The sequence below is a fragment of the Pseudomonas nitroreducens genome, from assembly GCF_010994165.1.
Taxonomy (GTDB): Bacteria; Pseudomonadota; Gammaproteobacteria; order Pseudomonadales; family Pseudomonadaceae; genus Pseudomonas; species Pseudomonas nitroreducens.
Genome location: NZ_WMBX01000005.1, coordinates 390,639 through 412,627 on the forward strand (window position 1 = coordinate 390,639; position 21,989 = coordinate 412,627).

The window sequence follows — 21,989 nt, forward strand, 5'->3', positions numbered from 1 at the left end:
AACATCATCCCGCCGGATGCTGGCTCCATCGTTCAAAAGCCCAGGGGAGGGAAATCGCAGCGAATCAGGTCAGCTCGAAGGCTTTCCACATCTGCATCACCATGCGCCGCTCCGCATGGAAGTGGTCGCCGCTTACCACGCCCGGCTGCTTCTGCAGGGACAATCGGTGCGCCGCCGCCCGGTAAGCCTTGTAGGCGTCCTGCAACATCAGGACATCCTCGCCGGACATCAACCCGACCCGCTCCAGCGCTTCCAGGATGCGGATATTGTCGGTGAACTCCACCAGCTCCGGGTGCTGCCACGACCAGGCCAGGGCCGCGTATTGCACCATAAATTCGATATCGACGATACCACCGGCATCCTGCTTGAGATCGAACGGGGCCGCGGCCTCGAAGGCATTCGGCGCGGTGCCGGCGACAGTGCTGGGGGTGCCGAGGTTGTCGCGCATCTTCGCGCGCATCTCGCTGACCTCCTTGCGCAACTCCGGCAGATCGCGTTGCTGGCCCAGCACTTTCGCGCGGATCGCCTCGAAGGCCCTGGCCACCCGCTGGCAGCCGGCGAGCACGCGGGCGCGCACCAGCGCCTGGTGCTCCCAGGTCCAGGCCTCGCCCAACTGGTAGGCCTCGAAGGCGCGCAGCGAACTGACCAGCAGGCCGGAGGCACCGCTGGGGCGCAGGCGCATGTCCACTTCGTAGAGCATGCCCGAGGGCGTCTGCGCGGTGAGGAAGTGAATGATCTTCTGCCCCAGGCGCGTATAGAACTGCGCCCCATCGATGGGCTTGGCACCGTCGGTCTCGCTCTGCGGGTCGCCATCGTGGATGAACACCAGGTCCAGGTCGGAGCCGTGGCCCAGTTCCAGGCCGCCGGACTTGCCGTAGCCGATGATGATGAAGTCCGGATCGCAGGGCGTCCCGTCGACGCGGGTCGGCCGGCCGTGGCGCTGCACCAGCTGGTCCCAGGTCAGACTCAGCACCTGTTCGAGGATCGCTTCGGCCAGCCAGGTCAGATAATCGCTGACTTTCATTAAAGGCAGGGTGCCGGCGATCTCCGAGGCCACCACGCGCAGGCCATGGGCCAGCTTGAAGTGACGCAGGGTTTCCATCTGCTGCTCGAGGTCGTCCTCGGGGATGCGCATCAGCCGTTCGCGCAGCTCGGCACCCAGCTCGGCGGCCTGCGGCGGACGGAACAGCCGCCCCTCATTCAACAGCTCGTCGAGCAGGATCGGGAAGCGGGCGATCTGCTCCGCCACCATCGGGCTGGCCGCGCAGAGGGTCAGCAGGCGCTCCAGCGCACCGGGGTTCTCGGTGAGCAGCACCAGATAGGCGGAACGCCGCGCCACCGCCTCGATCAGCGGCAATACGCGCTCCAGCAACACGTCCGCCGGACCGCGCTCGGCGATCATGTTCAGCAGGCGCGGCATGAAGGCATCCAGCCGCTCACGGCCCAGGCGCTGCATGGCGCGCACCTGCGGCCCATTGCGCAGGTCGGTCAGGCGCTTCCAGGCCTGTGCGGGCTCGGCGAACCCGGCATCGGCGAACTGTCGGCAGGCGGACTCCTCGTCCACCGCCTCTTCCCAGAGCGGAATCCATTCGCCGCCGATGGTGGTGTCGACCTGGCCGTCTTCGTCCTCGTCCGGATCGGCGATGACCTGGCGGAAATGCCAGTCGATGCGATCGCGCCACTGGTTGGTGGCCTGGTGGAACGCCGACCAGTTGGCGAAGCCCATGATGAAGGCGACGCGGATTCGCTCGAGTTCGTCCTCCGGGAGCATCTGCGTCTGCCGATCGGCAATGGCCTGCAGGGCGTGCTCGGCGTAACGCAGGAATTCGTACCCCTCGCGCAACTCGGCGACCACCTGCGGCGGCAGGTAGCCCTGCCCCTCGAGGATCGCCAGCACGCGCAGCAGCGGCCGCTGCTGAAGGCTGAGGTCACGGCCGCCGTGGATCAACTGGAAGGCCTGGGCGATGAACTCCACCTCGCGGATGCCGCCAGCGCCCAGCTTGATGTTCTCGCTCATGCCCTTGCGCCGGACTTCCTGCTGGATCAGCTGCTTCATGGTGCGCAGCGCCTCGATGGCGGAAAAGTCCAGGTAGCGGCGGTAAACGAAGGGGCGCAGCAGCTCCAGCAGGCGCTGACCAGCCTCCTGGTCGCCACCGACCACGCGGGCCTTGATCATCGCGTAGCGTTCCCAGTCGCGGCCCTGGTCCTGGTAGTACTGCTCCAGCGCGGCGAAGCTGTGTACCAGCGGGCCGCTGGAACCGTAAGGGCGCAGGCGCATGTCGACGCGGAAGGCGAAGCCCTCGACGGTGATGGCGTCCAGCGACTTGATCAGCTTCTGCCCTAAACGGGTGAAGAACTCCTGATTGTCCAGCGCCCGCTTGGCGCCCTGGGTTTCGCCACCCTCGGGGTAACCGAAGATCAGGTCGATGTCCGAAGACAGGTTCAACTCACCCGCGCCCAGCTTGCCCATGCCCAGCACGATCATCTTCTGCGGCAGGCCCGAGCGATTGCCGATGGGCACGCCGAACTGCTGGCAGTGGCGCTGGTAGAGCCAGGCCAGGGACTGGTCGATGCAGGCGTCGGCGAGGTCCGACAGGTCGCGGCAGGTACCCGCCAGGTCGCTGCGGCGGCTCAGGTCGCGCCAGATGATGCGCACCTGCTGGCGCCGACGGAAGCGACGCAGGCGGCGGCCCAGTTCGTCCTCGTCGGCGCAATCGGCCAGCAGCGCTTCCAGCTGTGCGCCCATTTCGCCGGGCTGCAGGACGCGCTCCAGCTCACCGGTCGCGGCCAGTTCCAATAGAAAGGCAGGATCGCGCTGGACCTGCTCGGCAACGAAATCGCTGCCGGCAGTGACGCGGAAGAAGTCGGCGTGCCGCTCGTCGGACCAGCTGTCGAAGCTGGCGATCTGCTCGGGGGAAAACGCGGCGATGGCAATGCGGAAATTCTGCTCAGCCCGCTCGGCGAGGGGCTTGAGGGTGGCCGGCAAAGCGGCCAGGGACGGCAGGCTCATGGTCTATCCTGAGTGGTCGGCGAGGCGCCGGCATTCCTGTCTTTTCGCGCCCCTGTAGTTTTACTACTAACTTTTTCTGGCGGAGGGATGTATCCGCTGGCGATTTGTAGTAAAACTACAACCCGCCGGGCGTACCCCCGGAGCACTTCCAAGAATTCGCCGCGTCGCCCACGAGGTTGGCGCAGCTATCGGCAACGATCTACTGGCTTCCGATTCTGGAAGCCTTTCCGCCCTGGAGCAAGCCATGCAAGACCTCGATCCCGTCGAAACCCAGGAATGGCTGGACGCCCTGGAATCGGTCCTGGACCGTGAAGGTGAAGACCGCGCCCATTACCTGATGACCCGCATGGGCGAGCTGGCCAGCCGGTCCGGCACCCAACTGCCCTACGCCATCACCACGCCGTACCGCAACAGCATCCCGGTGACCCACGAAGCGCGCATGCCCGGCGACCTGTTCATGGAGCGCCGCATCCGCTCCCTGGTGCGCTGGAACGCCCTGGCGATGGTGATGAAGGCCAACAAGAACGACCCGGATCTGGGTGGCCACATCTCCTCCTTCGCCTCCTCGGCGACCCTCTATGACGTGGGCTTCAACTACTTCTTCCAGGCCCCGACCGACGAACACGGCGGCGACCTGGTGTTCTTCCAGGGCCACGCCTCCCCCGGCGTCTACGCCCGCGCCTTCCTCGAAGGCCGCATCAGCGAAGACCAGCTGAACAACTTCCGCCAGGAAGTGGACGGCAACGGCCTGTCCTCCTACCCGCACCCCTGGCTGATGCCGGACTTCTGGCAGTTCCCGACCGTTTCCATGGGCCTGGGCCCGATCCAGGCGATCTACCAGGCGCGCTTCATGAAGTACCTGGAAAGCCGCGGCTTCATCCCCGCCGGCAAGCAGAAGGTCTGGTGCTTCATGGGCGACGGCGAGTGCGACGAGCCTGAATCCCTGGGCGCGATCTCCCTGGCCGGCCGCGAGAAGCTGGACAACCTGATCTTCGTCATCAACTGCAACCTGCAGCGCCTCGACGGCCCGGTTCGCGGCAACGGCAAGATCATCCAGGAACTCGAAGGCGTGTTCCGTGGCGCCGAGTGGAACGTCAACAAGGTGGTCTGGGGTCGCTTCTGGGACCCGCTGTTCGCCAAGGACACCGCCGGCCTGCTGCAGCAGCGCATGGACGAGGTCATCGACGGCGAGTACCAGAACTACAAGGCCAAAGACGGCGCCTACGTGCGTGAGCACTTCTTCGGTGCCCGTCCGGAGCTGCTGGAGATGGTCAAGGACCTCTCCGACGAAGAGATCTGGAAACTCAACCGTGGCGGCCACGATCCCTACAAGGTCTATGCGGCCTACCACCAGGCGGTCAACCACAAGGGCCAGCCCACCGTCATCCTGGCCAAGACCATCAAGGGCTACGGTACCGGCTCGGGCGAAGCGAAGAACATCGCGCACAACGTCAAGAAGGTCGACGTCGAGTCGCTGAAGTCGTTCCGCGACAAGTTCGACATCCCGATCAAGGATGACGATCTGGAAAACCTGCCGTTCTACCGCCCCGAGGAAGGCAGCGCCGAAGCCAAGTACCTGGCTTCCCGCCGTGCCGCGCTGGGCGGCGTGATGCCGGTTCGCCGCGAGAAGAGCTTCCAGGTCCCGGTTCCCCCGCTGGAAACCCTCAAGGCCATGCTCGACGGCTCGGGCGACCGCGAAATCTCCACCACCATGGCTTTCGTGCGGATCATCTCGCAGCTGGTCAAGGACAAGGAACTCGGCCCGCGCATCGTCCCGATCGTGCCGGACGAAGCCCGTACCTTCGGTATGGAAGGCATGTTCCGCCAGTTGGGCATCTACTCCTCCGTCGGCCAGCTGTACGAGCCGGTGGATAAAGACCAGGTGATGTTCTACCGCGAGGACAAGAAAGGTCAGATCCTCGAGGAAGGCATCAACGAAGCCGGCGCCATGTCCAGCTGGATCGCTGCGGGTACCTCGTACTCCACGCACAACCAGCCGATGCTGCCGTTCTACATCTTCTACTCGATGTTCGGCTTCCAGCGTATCGGCGACCTGGCCTGGGCCGCTGGCGACAGCCGCGCGCACGGCTTCCTGATCGGCGGCACCGCCGGCCGTACCACCCTGAACGGTGAAGGCCTGCAGCACGAAGACGGTCACAGCCACCTGCTGGCGGCGACCATCCCGAACTGTCGCACCTACGATCCGACCTACGCGTACGAGCTGGCGGTGATCATCCGCGAAGGCTCGCGGCAGATGATCGAAGAGCAGCAGGACATCTTCTATTACATCACCGTGATGAACGAGAACTACGTCCAGCCGGCCATGCCCAAGGGCGCCGAGGAAGGCATCATCAAGGGCATGTACCTGCTCGATGAAGACAAGAAGGACGCCGCGCATCACGTGCAGCTGCTGGGTTCGGGCACCATCCTGCGCGAAGTCGAAGCCGCCGCGAAGATCCTGCGCGAAGACTTCGGCATCGGCGCCGACGTCTGGTCCGTTCCGAGCTTCAACGAACTGCGCCGCGACGGCCTGGCCGTGGAGCGCTGGAACCGCCTGCACCCGGGTCAGAAGCCCAAACAGAGCTACGTCGAAGAGTGCCTGTCCGGCCGCAAGGGTCCGGTCATCGCCTCCACCGACTACATGAAGCTCTACGCCGAGCAGATCCGCCAGTGGGTGCCGAGCAAGGAATTCAAGGTCCTGGGCACCGATGGCTTCGGCCGCAGCGACAGCCGCCGCAAGCTGCGCGACTTCTTCGAAGTCGACCGCCACTGGGTCGTGCTGGCCGCACTGGAAGCCCTGGCCGATCGCGGTGATATCGAACCCAAGGTCGTGGCCGAAGCCATCGCCAAGTTCGGCATCAACCCCGAAAAACGCAACCCGCTGGACTGCTGAGGAGAGGCACGATGAGCGAACTGATTCGTGTACCCGACATCGGCAATGGTCAGGGCGAAGTGATCGAACTGCTGGTCAAGGTCGGCGACACCGTCGAGGCCGACCAGAGCCTGCTGACCCTGGAATCCGACAAGGCCAGCATGGAAATCCCCTCGCCGAAAGCCGGCGTGGTGAAGAGCCTGAAGGTCAAGGTGGGCGACACCCTGAAGGAAGGCGACGAGATCCTCGAGCTGGAAGTCGAGGGGGGTTCGGCTGCCGCCGAAGCGCCCAAGGCGGAAGCGCCGGCTCCGGCCGCCGAGGCTCCGAAGGCAGAGGCTCCGGCCGCTGCCCCGGCGCCGGCTGCCGCACCTGCCGCTGGCGCCAGCGTCCAGGACATCCACGTCCCGGACATCGGCTCGGCCGGCAAGGCCAACGTCATCGAAGTCATGGTGAAAGCCGGCGACACGGTCGAGGCCGACCAGTCGCTGATCACCCTGGAGTCGGACAAGGCCAGCATGGAAATCCCCTCGCCGGCTGCCGGCGTGGTGGAAAGCGTGTCGATCAAGGTCGGTGACGAAGTCGGCACCGGTGACCTGATCCTCAAGCTGAAGGTCGCGGGCGCTGCTGCCCCGGCTGCTGCTGAACCAGCTCCGGCGGCTGCTCCGGCTCCCGCCGCTGCCGCTCCGGCCGCCGCCCAGACACCGGCTGCCGCGCCGGCCAAGGCTGCGGAAGCCGCTCCGGTGGGCGCGCCCAGCCGTGACGGCGCCAAGGTCCACGCCGGCCCCGCGGTGCGCATGGTCGCCCGCGAGTTCGGCGTCGAGCTGAGCGAAGTCAAAGGCACCGGCCCGAAAGGCCGCATCCTCAAGGAAGACGTGCAGCTGTTCGTCAAGGAACAACTGCAGCGCGCCAAGTCGGCTCCGGCCGGCGCTACCGGTGGCGCAGGCATCCCGCCGATCCCGGAAGTCGACTTCAGCAAGTTCGGCGAAGTGGAAGAAGTGGCGATGACCCGCCTGATGCAGGTCGGCGCCGCCAACCTGCACCGCAGCTGGCTGAACGTGCCGCACGTGACCCAGTTCGACTCGGCCGACATCACCGAGATGGAAGCCTTCCGCGTGGCCCAGAAGGCCGTCGCGGAGAAGGCCGGCGTCAAGCTGACCGTGCTGCCGATCCTGCTCAAGGCCTGTGCCCACCTGCTCAAGGAAATGCCGGACTTCAATAGCTCGCTGGCCCCCAGCGGCAAGGCGCTGATCCGCAAGAAGTACGTGCACATCGGCTTCGCCGTGGACACACCGGACGGCCTGCTGGTCCCGGTGATCAAGAACGTCGACCAGAAGAGCCTCCTGCAACTCGCCGCCGAAGCCGCCGAACTGGCCGAGAAAGCGCGCACCAAGAAGCTCTCCGCCGACGCCATGCAGGGCGCCTGCTTCACCATCTCCAGCCTCGGCCACATTGGCGGCACCGGCTTCACGCCGATCGTCAACGCGCCGGAAGTGGCGATCCTGGGTGTCAGCAAGGCGACCATGCAGCCGGTGTGGGATGGCAAGGCCTTCCAGCCGCGCCTGATGCTGCCGCTGTCGCTGTCCTACGATCACCGCGTGATCAACGGGGCAGCCGCCGCGCGCTACACCAAGCGCCTGTCGGACCTGCTGGGCGATATCCGCACCCTGCTCCTGTAAGTGCGGCTGCTGTAAGTGTTGCAAGGGGCCGGTTCGCCCGGCCCTTCCTCTCGACGAGCACGCCACGCTCGTTCTCTCCAGCCCTGCCGGATGGCGGGGCTTCTTTTTGCCGGACCGGCGGTCAGGCCCAGCGCCCGCCGCTGACTCAACTTCCCACTGTGACGGCCGATACAGTCTTGGCTTGTCATGGCCCCGTGCCTCATGCAAATCTTGCCAACGCCCATAGAAGTCGGGTGGGGCGAAGTACCCCATCCAGCACCCTGGAAATCTCCCGCGCATGAAGAGTCATCCCGATGCCGCCAGCCGTCAGGCGGCCGAGGTTGTCACGCAGCTTCCCGTCCCGTCGAGGCTCGGGATGCTGCGCTTCGAGCGCCTGAACGAGCCCAGCTGGACCCTGCTGTTCCTCGACCCCGGCTGCGAACGCCAGATCGGCGTCCCGGCCCAGGACCTCTGCGGCATCCTCGACGCCCCCTACGCCAGCCTGATGGAGCCCGAAGCGCGTCATCGCCTGCACGAGCAGGTGCAGCAGCAACTGCTCAGGGACGGCCGTTACCGGGTGCGCTACCTGCTCCATTCGCCACGCGGCACGCTGAACGTGCTGGAGGTCGGCGAAGCCTTCCAGCAGCACGGCCGCCAACTGCTCCACGGCTACCTGCTACAGACCGAGGCGGACGAGCACGAAACCGAGCTGGACCCGCGCCTGCTGGACCTCGAGGCTCAGAACATCCGCCTGAAGATGTCCCTGGAGATGTACCAGCGCTCCCAGGACGAACACCTGCAGCACCTGGTGCGCTCGCGTACCCAGCAGAACCTCATCGTGCGTCTGGCGCGGCACCGCTACCTGTCCAGCGACCCGCTGCTGGAAGCCGCGCAACTGATCGCCCAGGCCGCCTGCGAGGCCTACGATGTCGCCCGCGCCGGCATCTGGCGCCTGCACCCGGACCATCGCCTGGAAGCGGTGACCATCTACCGCCGCGATACCGACCAGTACGAAAAGCCGCAGGATATCGACGCCAGCCACTTCCCCAATTACCTTGACGCGGTGCATAGCGGCCGCGCCATCGACGCCCATAACGCCCAGCAGGACCCGCGCACCCAGGAGCTGGCCATGCGCTACCTGCGCCCGCAGGGCATCAGCGCCATGCTCGACGCCACCATCCGCGTCGGTGGCGAAGTGGTCGGCGTGCTCTGCCTGGAGCATGTCGGCGAAGTGCGCATGTGGCAGAGCGACGAGATAGCCTTCGCCGGGGAGCTGGCCGACCAGTACGCCCAGGTGCTGATGAACCACGAGCGGCGCAACGTCTCCAGCGCCCTGCACCTGTTCCAGCGCGCCGTCGAACAGAGCGCCAGCGCCTTCCTGCTGATCGACCGCGAGGGCCTGGTGGAGTACGTCAACCCGAGCTTCACCGCCATCACCCAGTACGGCGCCGACGAAGTGCGCGGCCGCCGCCTGCCGGAGCTACCGGCACTGGCGAATCTCAGCGAACTGCTGTTCGATGCGCGCTCCACCCTGGTCACGCAGAACAGCTGGCAGGGCGAGTTCCGCAGCCGGCGCAAGAATCTGGAGCCCTACTGGGGCCAGTTGTCGCTGTCCAAGGTCTACGACGACAAGGGCGAGCTGACCCACTACATCGGCATCTACGAAGACATCACCCAGAGCAAGCTGGCCCAGCAGCACATCGAGAAGCTCGCCTACCGCGACAATCTCACGGGCCTGGCCAACCGGCACTTCTTCATCAATGCCCTGGAAGAACGCCTGCAGGTGGGCAGCGAGCACTCGCTGAGCCTGCTGCTGGTGGACATCGACAATTTCAAGCGGATCAACGACAGCCTCGGCCACCAGACCGGCGACAAACTGCTGGCCAACCTCGCCCGCCGCCTGCGCAGCAGCCTGAGTGACAGCGCCACCCTGGCGCGCTTCGCCAGCAACGAATTCGCCGTACTGCTGGAAGAGTCCGTGGCCGGCCGTGGCGAGAAGATTGCAGCGCAGATTCTCTCTGTGCTCGATAAGCCGCTGTTCGTCGACAACCAGCTGATCAGCATCACCGGCTCCGTGGGCATCGCCTACGCGCCGCAACACGGTCAGGATCCGCAGACGCTGATGAAGCACGCGGGTCTTGCGCTGCACAAGGCCAAGGCCAATGGCAAGCACCAGGTGCAGACCTTCACCGAGGCGATGACCGCCGAGGCCAGCTACAAGCTGTTCGTCGAGAGCAACCTGCGCCGCGCGCTGGTGCAGGACGAACTGGCCGTGCACTACCAGCCCAAGCTGTGCCTGCGCAGCGGTGCGCTGCTGGGCCTGGAAGCGTTGCTGCGCTGGCAGCACCCGGAGAAGGGCATGATCCGCCCGGACCAATTCATCAGCGTGGCCGAGGAAACCGGCCTGATCATCCCCATCGGCAAGTGGGTGATCCGCCAGGCCTGCCGCCAGGTGCGGGAACTGGCCGCCAAAGGCCTGGGCGAGCTGCACATGGCGATCAACCTGTCGCCCAAGCAGTTCAGCGATCCGGACCTGGTCGGCTCCATCGCCGCGATCCTCCACGAGGAAAGCATCCCGGCCTCGCAGTTGGAACTGGAGTTGACCGAAAGCCTGCTGCTTGACGCCACCGACGACACCCGCCAGCAGCTGGAACGCCTGAAGAACCTCGGCCTGACCCTGGCCATGGACGACTTCGGCACCGGTTACTCGTCGCTGAGCTACCTGAAGAAATTCCCCATCGACGTGATCAAGATCGATCGCAGCTTCATCAAGGACATCCCGGACAACCAGGACGACATGGAGATCACCTCGGCGGTGATCGCCATGGCGCACAACCTCAAGCTGCAGGTGGTTGCCGAAGGCGTCGAGACCGCCGCCCAGCTGGCCTTCCTGCGGCGCAACCGCTGCGACATCGGCCAGGGCTACCTGTTCGACAAGCCCATCCCCAGCCACGACCTCTCCTCCAGCCTGCAGCGCTACCCCTGCCGCCCGCATTGAACGACTCTGGCGCGGCGTGCCCGCAGCCATTCGCACGAGCTGTCTCAAACCTCCCGCAAAGCAAAACAAACGCTGTAATCTTCGGCGAGTACCCGAGTCTATTGCCGCCCCTATTCGACAGGAGACGAATGCCATGACCCTGCGCTCGCAGATACTTGCCCACAAACTGGAACTGCCCAGCTCCGCCCAGGCCCTGCCGGGGCGCGAGAGCCCGATGCCGGTGCCCGAAGCGCATTACGTCAATGGCCACCCGCTGACTGCACCCTTCCCCGCCGGCGTGCAGCAGATCGTTGTCGGCCTGGGCTGCTTCTGGGGCGCCGAGCGGCGCTTCTGGCAGCAGCCGGGCGTCTGGGTGACCGCGGTGGGTTATGCCGGCGGCTTCACGCCGAACCCGACCTACGACGAAGTCTGTTCCGGCCTGACCGGCCACAGCGAAGTGGTGCTGGTGGCGTACGACCCGCGCGAAACCAGCATCGAGGCGCTGCTCAAGGTGTTCTGGGAATCCCACGACCCGACCCAAGGCATGCGCCAGGGCAACGACACCGGCACCCAGTACCGCTCGGTGATCTACTGGTTCGACCAGGCGCAGAAGGCTGCCATCGACGCCAGCCGCGCGGCTTTCCAGAAGGAGCTGAGCGCCAAGGGCTACGGCGAGATCACTACGGAAATCCGCGAGGTGCCGCCGTTCTACTATGCCGAGGCCTACCACCAGCAGTACCTGGCGAAGAACCCCAACGGCTACTGTGGCCTGGGCGGCACGGGCGTCTGCCTGCCGGCGTAAGCCATATCTGCAGGAACGGGCTCCGTCCGCGATCAGCACGGCGCCTGCGCCAGATCATCGGGATCGAGCCCGTATGACGAAAAAGCCCCGGCACTGCCAGGGCTTTTTTCATTCCGCGATCAGCCAGTCCACCTGGCTGCTGCCTTCACTCTGCGCCAGCGTCTGGGCCAGCCAGGGCAACAGCCCGCGCAGTTCCTCGTCCAGCGGCCACGGTGGATTGGCAATGACCAGTCCGGAGCCATTCAGGCGGTCGGCCGCGTCGGCCGGATGTACGCACAGCTCCACGCGGAGCATCTTCGGCGCCGAGCTCTTTTCCAGGCGCTGGTAGAAACGCTTGAGCTGGCGGCGATCCTTGATCGGGTACCAGATGGCAACCACGGTCTGGCGCATGCGGCCGATGGCTTCGTCCAGTGCGGTTACGCAGCGCTCCAGGTCATCGGGCTGCTCGAAGGGCGGGTCGATCAACAGCACCCCGCGCTTCTCGGAAACCGGCAGGAAAGCCCGCGGCAGCAACCAGCCATCGCCCTGATGCACCGAGATGCGGCGCTCGCCAGCCATGTTGGCCTTGAGCAGGCGGCCGTCTTCCGGGTGCAGCTCGTTGAGCATCACCCGGTCCTGCGGGCGGGTCAGGCGCCGCGCCAGCTCAGGCGAACCGGGGTAGAACTCCAGCCCGCCATCGGGATTCAGCGCGCGGACTACCTCCAGGTAGTCCTGCAGCAGCTCCGGCAGGTCATCGCGCTCCCACAGGCGACCGATGCCCGACTCCCATTCACCGGTACGGCTGGCTTCGTTACCCAGCAGGTCGTACAGGCCGATGCCGGAATGGCTGTCGAGATAGGCGAAGGGCGTGTCCTTGCGCGCCATCAGCGCGAAGATGCGGGCAAGGACGATGTGTTTCAGCACGTCGGCGTGGTTGCCGGCGTGGTAGGCATGGCGGTAGTTCATGGATAGCGGACTCCTCAAGGCGCGCAGTTTAGGTCCTGCGGCGGGTGCGGTGCGAGTCCGCCGTCGCCGGGGGCCTGCCGGGAGCCGAGTGTTTTAGCCCTTTATCACGCTCATGGATGATTCTGTGCGCGCTTCATTCACCTGACTAGACTGCGCCGATTCCCACGGAGGTCGATCCATGTCCGAGACCCTGCTCAGCTCCCGCAACCTCGCTTTCGAACTCTACGAAGTGCTCGACGCCGAGGCCCTGACCCAGCGCGAACGCTTCGCCGACCACAACCGCGAGACCTTCGATGCGGCCCTGTCCACCGCGCGCGGCATCGCCGAAGAGCTGTTCGCCCCGCACAACCGCAAGAACGACGAGAACGAACCGCAGTACGTCGACGGCGGCGCGGTGCTGATTCCGGAAGTGAAGCCGGCAGTGGATGCGTTCAACGAAGCCGGTTTCCAGAACGCCTCGCGCAGCTTCGAACAGGGCGGCATGCAGTTGCCGCATCTGCTGTCGCGCGCCTGCTTCGCGCACTTCCAGTCGGCCAACATCGCCACCTCGTCCTATCCGATGCTGAGCATGGGCGCCAGCCACCTGATCGAGACCTTCGGCAGCGAAGAACAGAAACGCCTGTTCCTGCAGCCGATGATCGACGCGCGCTTCTTCGGCACCATGGCGCTGACCGAGCCCCACGCCGGCTCGTCGCTGGCGGATATCCGCACCCGCGCCGAACCGGCCGCCGACGGCAGCTACCGGATCAAGGGCAACAAGATCTTCATTTCCGGCGGCGACCACCCGCTCTCGGAGAACATCGTGCACATGGTCCTGGCCAAGCTGCCGGACGCCCCGCCCGGCGTGAAAGGCATCAGCCTGTTCATCGTGCCGAAGTTCCTGGTCAACGACGACGGCTCCCTCGGCGCACGCAACGACGTGACCCTGGCCGGCCTGTTCCACAAGATGGGCTGGCGCGGCACCACCTCCACCGCGCTGAACTTCGGCGACAAGGGCGAGTGCGTTGGCTACCTCGTCGGCAAGCCGCACCACGGCCTGGCCTACATGTTCCAGATGATGAACGAGGCGCGCATCGGCGTCGGCATGGGCGCGATCATGCTCGGCTACGCCGGCTACCTGTACTCCCTGGAATACGCCCGCGAGCGCCCGCAGGGCCGCCCGGTGGATGCCAAGGACCCGACCTCGGCGCCCGTCTCGATCATCCAGCACACCGACGTCAAGCGCATGCTGCTGACCCAGAAGGCCTATGTCGAGGGCGCCTTCGACCTAGGCCTGTACGCCTCGCGCCTGGTGGACGACTGCGAAACCCTGCCCACCGAGGAAGAGCGCACGCAGGCCCACGAACTGCTCGACCTGCTCACTCCGATCGTCAAGTCCTGGCCCTCGGAGTTCTGCCTGAAGGCCAACGAACTGGCTATCCAGATCCTCGGCGGCCACGGCTACACCCGCGAATACCCGGTGGAGCAGTACTACCGCGACAACCGCCTGAACCCGATCCACGAAGGCACCCACGGCATCCAGTCGCTGGACCTGCTCGGCCGCAAGCTGGCGCAGAACAACGGCGCCGGCCTGAAACAGCTGACCCGCCTGATCAACCAGTGCTGCGAGCGCGCCAGCGCGCACCCGTCGCTGGACAAGCTGCGCGAGCCGCTGGAACAACTGATGGCGCGCCTGTCGGCCACCACCCTGAGCCTGCTCGGCGACCTGATGCAAGGCCGCGTAGCCCAGGGCCTGGCCAACTCCGCGCTGTACCTGAAGGTCTTCGGCCACGCCGTGATCGGCTGGCGCTGGCTGGAGCAGGCCATCCGCGCCGAAGAGGGCCTTGCACGAGGCGATGCTTCGGACACCGACTTCTACCGCGGCAAGCTACAGGCCGCGCGCTACTTCCTGACCTGGGAAGTGCCGTCCTGCCACCATGACCTGGCGCTGCTCGAAGCCCGCGACGACACCTGTTCCACCATGCAGGACGCCTGGTTCTAAGCGTCTCGTATGTCCCTTATGCCCCGGTCACGTCCGGGGCTTTTTTATGCCCGGATGAAGGCCGCATCGCCGACCGCGGAAGCGCCCCACAAGCTGACAGAAGACAGCCTAAAGAATTGGAGGATACTTCCCACAAGAAGCACCGAACCGACCGACAGCAAGGCCTGAGGTAGATGCAATTGAATAGCGACCGCGCATTCTCCATCCCTCTCGACCATGGCCATGCAGACCGTCACTCTCCCGTCACTCCAGCGCCACTACCAGAACTTCCTGCCTCTGCTCGCTATCGCTGCAGCACTGGGCTGCACGCTCGTCCTGTTCAACACCGGGTCGACCGACGACGGCAAACAGCGAGACACCGCCCTTTCGCCAAGCACCTCGCCGATCTACAGCGCACCCAGCACAGAAGCCTTCGAGCACGCTGACGACTACCTGAAGGACATCGACAAGGCCATGAGCGACGGGCTTGCCGTTCTGCGCGGTGGAGACAGCAAATCCATCACCTCGCAGAGCCGCTACTTCAACGCACTGGTCAATGCCGGCTATGCGCAGTTCGGCTCGTCCTATTACGACCCGCTGGGCAGTTGCGGCGTCACCGGCAGCTCGGCGCGCCACCTCTGGCACACGCAGATTCGCGCCCTGAGCGCCGATGCCGGGCACAGCATCGCCGGCGAGGTCGCCAATGCCCGCGCCATCCTGCAACGAGACAGGCAATCCTGCCTGGACGCCGTCAGACTGCCTCTGGAAGAGGCACTGAAATGGGCGCCCACCGCACTCTCCGGGCTCAATCTGGTGCCCACCTGGCAAGGCAGCGCAGGCTGGCTTGAAAGCACCGTCGAACGGTCCTCAACAAACCTTTGACAGCCTTGTAAATCCGCAGGTTAGAATCGATTGGCATGCGGCCTGCATCCTGATCCTCGAGTAGCGTCGCCACTCCCCTATCCCCCAGGAGGTCGACATATTGGATGCCGTGGCCATCAACAGCTATTTCCTGATCGCTGCCGTGCTGATCGGCATGAGCATCCTGGTCAGCTCGCTGTCCTCGCGCCTGGGCATCCCGATCCTGGTCATCTTTCTCGCCGTGGGCATGATCGCGGGCACCGACGGCCCCGGCGGCATCGGTTTCTCGAACTATCCCATGGCCTACCTGGTGGGCAACCTGGCGCTGGCGGTGATACTGCTGGACGGCGGCTTGCGCACGCGGGTGTCGAGTTTCCGTGTGGCGCTCTGGCCCGCGCTGTCGCTGGCCACTGCCGGGGTGCTGATCACCGCAGGGCTGACCGGCATCGCCGCGGCCTGGCTGTTCAAGCTGAGCTGGATGGAAGGCCTGCTGATCGGCGCCATCGTCGGCTCCACCGACGCTGCGGCGGTGTTCTCGCTGCTGGGCGGCAAGGGCCTGAACGAGCGGGTCACCGCGACCCTGGAAATCGAGTCGGGCAGCAACGACCCCATGGCGGTATTCCTCACCGTTACCCTGATCGACATGCTTGCCCACGGCGAGAGCGGCCTGTCCTGGAGCTTCCTCTGGCACTTCCTGCGCGAGTTCGGCATCGGCTCGGTACTGGGCCTGGGTGGCGGCTGGCTGCTGCTGCAGGTGATCAATCGCATCCACCTGGCCAACGGCTTGTACCCGCTGCTGGCCATCAGCGGCGGCCTGCTGATCTTCGCCGTGGCCAACGCGGTGCACGGCAGCGGCATCCTGGCCATCTACCTGTGTGGCCTGGTGCTGGGCAACCAGCCGATCCGCTCGCGCCACGGCATCATGCACATGCTCGACGGCATGGCCTGGCTGGCGCAGATCGGCATGTTCCTGGTCCTCGGCCTGCTGGTCACGCCACACGACCTCTGGCCCATCGCCCTGCCCGCTCTCGGCCTGGCGCTGTGGATGATCCTCTTTGCCCGTCCGCTGTCGGTGCTGGTGGGCCTTGCGCCGTTCCGCGCCTTCCATGGTCGCGAGAAGGCCTTCATCGCCTGGGTCGGCCTGCGTGGCGCGGTGCCGATCATCCTCGCGGTGTTCCCGCTGATGGCCGGGCTGCCCAACGCCCAGCTGTTCTTCAACGTCGCCTTCTTCATCGTGCTGGTCTCGCTGCTGGTGCAGGGCACCAGCCTGCCCTGGGCCGCCAAGCTGTTGCGCGTGGTGGTACCACCGGATCCGGCGCCGATCTCCCGCGCCGGCCTGGAAGTCCACCCCACCAGCGAGTGGGAGCTGTTCGTCTATCACCTGAGCAAGGAAAAGTGGTGCATCGGCGCCGCCCTGCGCGAGCTGAAGATGCCCGAAGGCACCCGAATCGCCGCGCTGTTCCGTGGCACCCAGTTGCTGCACCCCTCGGGCAGTACCATCCTCGAAGCCGACGACATCCTCTGCGTGATCGGCCACGAGCATGACCTCTCGCCGCTGGGCAAGCTGTTCAGTCAGGCGCCGGACCGCGGCCTGAGCGCGCGCTTCTTCGGCGATTTCGTCCTCGAGGGCGACGCCCAGCTCTCCGCCGTGGCCTCGCTTTACGGCCTGAAGCTCGAAGGCGTGGATGGCGAGCAGAACCTGGGCCGCTTCATCGCCCAGGAAATCGGCGGCCAGGCGATCATCGGCGACCAGGTGGAATGGAACGGCCTGACCTGGACCGTTGCCGCCCTGGACGGGAACAAGATCCGCAAGGTCGGGGTCAAATTCCCGGAAGGCCGTCCCGGTCCCGGGCTCTTCCTCTGACCGCCTACCGGTGCCCGCTTGCGGGTGCCGGCCCGCCAGCACTACCCTCACTCCACTTTTTGCACGAGCCGCTGATCGCGACCATGTCATTCCTGCTGCGTACCTTTCTGACTGCCGTCCTCCTGTGCGGCGCGTTCACCGGCCTGCCCGCGCAGGCCGCCGATACCACCGTGCCCAGCGCCGAAAAGGTGCAACAGAGCCTCGACGGTCTGGCCGACCGCAAGCTGCCCGAGGCGGACGCCAAAGCGCTCAAGGCCACCCTGGAAAACACGCTCAAGCTGCTCGCCGCCAAGACCGATGCCGAGCAGCAATTGCAGGAGCTGAACGGCAAGCTGGCCGACGCACCCAAGCTGATCAATGAAAACCAGAAGGCGCTCAGCCGCCTCAAGGGCAGCAGCGACAAGCCCGCCAGCCAACGCTACGCCGGTTTCAACGCTACCCAGCTGGAAATGACCCTCAACGAGCAGTCCACCCAACTGGCCGCGTGGCAGAAAGAACTGGTGGACGCCAAGAGCGACATCCTCACTGCGCAGACCCGTCCCGAGCGCGCCCAGGCCGATCTGAGCAAGAACCAGACACGCCTGCTGGAGATCGCCGGCATCCTCAAGGCCGGCAAGGACGGTAGCAAGACGCTCAGCGAAGAGCATCGCAACGAACTGCTTGCCGAACAGGCCCTGCTCACTGCCCAGAACCCGCTGTTGCGCAAGCAACTGGCCGGCAACAACCTGCTGCTCGACCTCGCTTCCAGCCAGCGCGACCTGCTCGCCGAACGCATTGGCCGCGAGGAGCGCGAGACCCTCGAACTGCAGACGATGATCAGCGACAAGCGCCGCGAGCAATCCGAACAGACTGTCGCCAAACTGTCCAAGGACACCGACCAGGCTGCCGGCACCGACAGCCTGCTGAGCCAGCAGAGCGCCACCAACCTCAAGCTCTCCGACTACCTGCTGCGCACCACCGACCGCCTTAACACGCTCACCCGGCGCAACCTGGAGGCCAAGCAGCAACTGGACAACCTGACCCAGGGCGAGCAGGCGCTGGACGAGCAGATCAACGTGCTGCGCGGCAGCCTGCTGCTGTCGAAGATCCTCTACCAGCAGAAACAATCGCTGCCGGTGATCAAGACCGACCAGGACCTCGCCGACGAAATCGCCGACCTGCGTCTCTACCAGTTCGAGTTGAACCAGAAGCGCGACGAAATCAACAACACCCAGCTCTACATCGACAACCTGCTTGCCCAGCAGGCCCAGGAAAGCGTCACACCGCAACTGCGCCACGACCTCAACGAGCTGGTGAATACCCGCCTGGAGCTGATGGAGCGCCTCAACCACGAACTCAACGCGCTGCTCAACGAAGCCATTACGCTGCAGCTCAACCAGAAGCAGCTCAAGGAAACCAGCGACAGCCTGCGCGCCACCCTCGACGAGCAGATGTTCTGGATCCCCAGCAACCGCCCGCTGGACCTGTCGTGGTTCAAGATGACCCCGACTCTGCTACACCACCAGCTCGCCGAAGTGCCCTGGGGATCGGGTGTGCAGGAGCTGTTCGAAGGCCTGATCGACCGGCCTTTCCTGTTCCTGCCGCTGCTCCTGCTGGTCGCCGGGCTGCTGTGGAAGCGCAAGTTCCTCTACGACAAGCTGGAATCGCTGAACGACGACATCGGCCACTTCAAGCGTGACAGCCAGGCGCACACCCCGCTGGCCCTACTGCTCGCGGTGCTGCTGGCGCTGCCCGGAACGCTGGCCCTGGCCATCGCCGGCCTCGCCCTGCTGCTCGACGCCCGTGGGCAGAACGCCACCCTGGGCAGTGCGCTGCTGGAGATGGCGCAGGTCTGGCTGGTGTTCTACACCGCACACCGTATCCTGCGCCCCGGCGGCATCGCCGAGCGACACTTCCACTGGAGCCAGTCGCAGGTGCAGTTCCTCGGCAAGCTGATGCGCCGACTGGGCCTGGTGGTGATGTCGCTGGTCGCGGTGGTGACCGTCGCCGAGCACTCACCGGCGTCCCTCGCCGATGACGTGATTGGCATCGCCGTGGTGTTGTTCGGCTATGGCGCCATGACCTGGCTGCTCGCCCAGCTGCTGTTCAACAGCCCGTCCAGCGAGCGTCCGTCGATGATCAAGATGGTCGTCGGCCTGGGCTTCACTGCCCTGCCAGTGGCATTGTTCCTCGCCGTGGGCTTCGGCTACTACTACACCGCGCTAAAGCTGACCGACCGGCTGATCGACACCTTGTTCCTGCTGATGTTCTGGATGGTGGTGGAAGCCACCTTCGTCCGCGGCATGGGCGTCGCCGCGCGCCGCCTGGCCTACCAGCGCGCCCTGGCGAAGCGGCAGAACGCACCCAAGGAAGGCATCGAGGGCAGCGAGGTCGTCGTGGAAGAGCCCACCCTGGGCATCGAGCAGATCAACGAGCAGTCCATGCGCCTGATCCGCCTGGGCCTGCTGATCGGCTTCGTGGTCACCCTGTACTGGGTCTGGGCCGACCTGATCAGCGTGGTCTCGTACCTCGACAACGTGACCCTCTACCAATACACCAGCGGCACAGGCGACGCGGCCTCCACCACGCCGATCAGCCTCAGCGACTTCCTCATGGCCATGGTCATCGCGGCTGTCACCGTGGCCCTGGCGCGCAACCTGCCCGGCCTGCTGGAAGTGCTCGTACTGCAACGCCTGACCCTGGCCCAGGGCAGCGCCTACGCCATCACCACCCTGCTGTCCTACACCATCAGCGGCATCGGCTTCGTCAGCGCGCTGTCCACCCTCGGGGTGAGCTGGGACAAGCTGCAATGGCTGGTGGCCGCCCTGTCGGTAGGCCTGGGCTTCGGCCTGCAGGCGATCTTCTCCAACTTCGTCTCCGGCCTGATCATCCTCTTCGAGCGCCCGGTGCGGATCGGCGACGTGGTGACCATCGGCACGCTGTCCGGCACCGTCAGCCGGATTCGTATCCGCGCCACCACTATCACCGACTTCGACCGCAAGGAAATCATCGTCCCCAACCAGACCTTCATCACCGGGCAACTGGTGAACTGGTCGCTGAGCGATACCGTGACGCGGGTGACCATCAAGATCGGTCTGGCCTACGAGAGCGACCTGCCGCTGGCGCGCAAGATCATGCTCGACGCGGCCCACGCCAACCCGCGCATCCTGCGCGACCCGGAACCGGTGCTGTACTTCACCACCATCAGCGCCAGCACCTTCGACTACGAACTGCGCTTCCACGTGCGCGAACTGGGCGACCGCAATCCGGCGGTGGACGAGACCCTGACTCGCATCGCCCTGGCCTTCCGCGAGGCCGGCATCGACATGGCCTTCAACCAGGTCGACGTGTTCCTGAAGAACTTCCAGGGCCAGGAAGCCCAGGTCATCGTCGGCCAGCAGCAGCCCACCGCCACGCCCGTGAAGATCAGCCAGGACAAGCCCAACGGCGACAAGGCCTGAGGCTGGACGCCTCCGGACATATCCGAGCACAATACTCGGACATGTCCGGAGTTAGCCTGTGAAAAAGCTCGACGAACTCGCCTTCGATAACCGCTTCGCCCGCCTGGGCGACGTGTTTTCCACCGAAGTCCTGCCCGATCCCATCGCCGACCCGCGCCTGGTCGTCGCCAGCCGCTCGGCCATGGCCCTGCTCGATCTCGACCCGAGCGAGGCGGATACCCCGGTGTTCGCGGAAATCTTCGCCGGTCACAAGCTCTGGGAAGAAGCCGAGCCGCGCGCCATGGTCTATTCCGGGCACCAGTTCGGCTCCTACAACCCACGCCTGGGCGACGGCCGCGGGCTGCTGCTGGGCGAAGTGGTCAATGCTGCAGGCGAGCACTGGGACCTGCACCTCAAGGGCGCCGGGCAGACCCCCTACTCGCGCATGGGCGACGGCCGCGCCGTGCTGCGCTCGTCGATCCGCGAGTTCCTCGCCAGCGAATACCTCAACGCCCTCGGCATCCCCAGCAGCCGCGCCCTGTGCGTCACAGGATCCAGTACCACGGTGTGGCGCGAGACCCGGGAAACCGGCGCCATGCTGCTGCGCATGGCGCCCAGCCACGTGCGCTTCGGCCACTTCGAGTACTTCTACTACACCCAGCAGGAAGAGCAGTTGAAGACGCTCGGCGAGTTCGTCCTGCGCGAGTATTTCCCCGACAGCCTGAAGGACGAGAAGCCCTACCTGGCATTCTTCCGCGAAGTGGTCGAGCGCAACGCGCAGATGATCGCCTGCTGGCAGGCCTACGGTTTCTGCCACGGCGTGATGAACACCGACAACATGTCGATCCTCGGCATCACCTTCGACTACGGCCCTTACGCCTTCCTCGACGACTTCGACGCCAACCACATCTGCAACCACTCCGACGACACCGGCCGCTACTCCTTCAGCAACCAGGTGCCCATCGCCCACTGGAACCTCGCCGCGCTGGGCCAGACGCTGGTGCACTTCGTCGAAGTCGATGACCTGCGCGCCACGCTGGACCTGTTCCTGCCACTGTACCAGGCCCACTACCTGGACCTGATGCGCCGGCGCCTGGGCTTCACCACTGCCGAGGATGGCGACCTGGAGCTGGTACAGCGCCTGCTGCAGAGCATGCAGAAAGGCGCGGTGGACTACTCGCTGTTCTTCCGCCGCCTCGGCGAGCAGGCGCCGGAGCAGGCGCTGGCCGTGGTGCGTGACGACTTCGTCGACCTGGCCGGCTTCGACGCCTGGGCCGCCGACTACCGCGCTCGCGTCGAGCGCGAAGGCGGCAGCCAGGACGAACGCCGCGCGCGCATGCACGCCGTCAACCCGCTTTACGTCCTGCGCAACTACCTCGCCCAGGAAGCCATCACAGCCGCCGAGCAGGGCGACTTCAGCGTCGTGCGCCGCCTGCATGAAGTGCTCAGCCGGCCCTTCGAAGAGCAGCCCCACGCCGAAGCCTTCACCCGCCGTCCGCCGGACTGGGGCAAGCATCTGGAGATCAGTTGCTCCTCCTGAGCCGGTTATAAGCTCAGCCAAAAGCGATCTAGCGACGCCCTGGCCAGATTGCTCCCGGTCATTGACCGGGACCGGGCGCCGCTC

Annotated in this window: 11 protein-coding genes; 9 read left to right on the forward strand and 2 right to left on the reverse strand. The window is 65.5% G+C overall.

Annotation, left to right across the window (positions count from 1 at the left end; genetic code table 11):
- Nucleotides 1–64: 64 nt before the first annotated feature.
- Nucleotides 65–3,010 carry a bifunctional [glutamate--ammonia ligase]-adenylyl-L-tyrosine phosphorylase/[glutamate--ammonia-ligase] adenylyltransferase gene (gene glnE, locus GJV37_RS23415; RefSeq protein WP_170858850.1) on the reverse strand — a complete coding sequence of 982 codons (2,946 nt, stop codon included), beginning with the start codon at nt 3,008–3,010 and terminating at the stop codon, nt 65–67.
- A 244-nt stretch (nt 3,011–3,254) separates the two neighbouring features.
- Here glnE and aceE point away from each other — a divergent pair, with 244 nt between their 5' ends.
- From aceE to msrA, 4 genes are all read left to right on the forward strand, one after another.
- Nucleotides 3,255–5,903 carry a pyruvate dehydrogenase (acetyl-transferring), homodimeric type gene (gene aceE / locus GJV37_RS23420; RefSeq protein WP_024764268.1) on the forward strand — a complete coding sequence of 883 codons (2,649 nt, stop codon included), beginning with the start codon at nt 3,255–3,257 and terminating at the stop codon, nt 5,901–5,903.
- An 11-nt stretch (nt 5,904–5,914) separates the two neighbouring features.
- Nucleotides 5,915–7,558, forward strand: coding sequence for a dihydrolipoyllysine-residue acetyltransferase (aceF, locus tag GJV37_RS23425; RefSeq protein WP_084358653.1), 1,644 nt, complete (start codon nt 5,915–5,917; stop codon nt 7,556–7,558).
- A 277-nt stretch (nt 7,559–7,835) separates the two neighbouring features.
- Nucleotides 7,836–10,535 carry a putative bifunctional diguanylate cyclase/phosphodiesterase gene (locus tag GJV37_RS23430; RefSeq protein ID WP_024764123.1) on the forward strand — a complete coding sequence of 900 codons (2,700 nt, stop codon included), beginning with the start codon at nt 7,836–7,838 and terminating at the stop codon, nt 10,533–10,535.
- A 133-nt stretch (nt 10,536–10,668) separates the two neighbouring features.
- Nucleotides 10,669–11,316, forward strand: coding sequence for a peptide-methionine (S)-S-oxide reductase MsrA (msrA, locus tag GJV37_RS23435; protein WP_024764124.1), 648 nt, complete (start codon nt 10,669–10,671; stop codon nt 11,314–11,316).
- Nucleotides 11,317–11,424: 108 nt separating this feature from the next.
- Here the strand turns inward: msrA and GJV37_RS23440 are convergent, their stop codons facing one another.
- The gene (locus tag GJV37_RS23440; RefSeq protein ID WP_170858848.1) at nt 11,425–12,261 is read right to left on the reverse strand and encodes a 23S rRNA (adenine(2030)-N(6))-methyltransferase RlmJ; all 837 of its coding nucleotides are present in this window, start codon (nt 12,259–12,261) and stop codon (nt 11,425–11,427) included.
- A 178-nt stretch (nt 12,262–12,439) separates the two neighbouring features.
- Between GJV37_RS23440 and GJV37_RS23445 the strand changes: the two genes are divergently transcribed.
- The 5 genes from GJV37_RS23445 (at nt 12,440) to selO (ending at nt 21,905) form a co-directional block, all read left to right on the forward strand.
- Nucleotides 12,440–14,242 (forward strand): acyl-CoA dehydrogenase, encoded by a 1,803-nt coding sequence (locus tag GJV37_RS23445; RefSeq protein ID WP_170858847.1) that lies wholly within the window; start codon nt 12,440–12,442, stop codon nt 14,240–14,242.
- A 222-nt stretch (nt 14,243–14,464) separates the two neighbouring features.
- Nucleotides 14,465–15,103 carry a hypothetical protein gene (locus GJV37_RS23450; RefSeq protein ID WP_065327411.1) on the forward strand — a complete coding sequence of 213 codons (639 nt, stop codon included), beginning with the start codon at nt 14,465–14,467 and terminating at the stop codon, nt 15,101–15,103.
- 100 nt (nt 15,104–15,203) lie between these two features.
- On the forward strand, nt 15,204–16,946 hold the full coding sequence (locus GJV37_RS23455) for a potassium/proton antiporter (RefSeq protein WP_024764128.1): 1,743 nt from the start codon (nt 15,204–15,206) through the stop codon (nt 16,944–16,946).
- An 83-nt stretch (nt 16,947–17,029) separates the two neighbouring features.
- Nucleotides 17,030–20,386 carry a mechanosensitive channel MscK gene (gene mscK, locus GJV37_RS23460; RefSeq protein WP_084358656.1) on the forward strand — a complete coding sequence of 1,119 codons (3,357 nt, stop codon included), beginning with the start codon at nt 17,030–17,032 and terminating at the stop codon, nt 20,384–20,386.
- 58 nt (nt 20,387–20,444) lie between these two features.
- The gene (gene selO / locus GJV37_RS23465; protein WP_193452979.1) at nt 20,445–21,905 is read left to right on the forward strand and encodes a protein adenylyltransferase SelO; all 1,461 of its coding nucleotides are present in this window, start codon (nt 20,445–20,447) and stop codon (nt 21,903–21,905) included.
- Nucleotides 21,906–21,989: the final 84 nt, after the last annotated feature.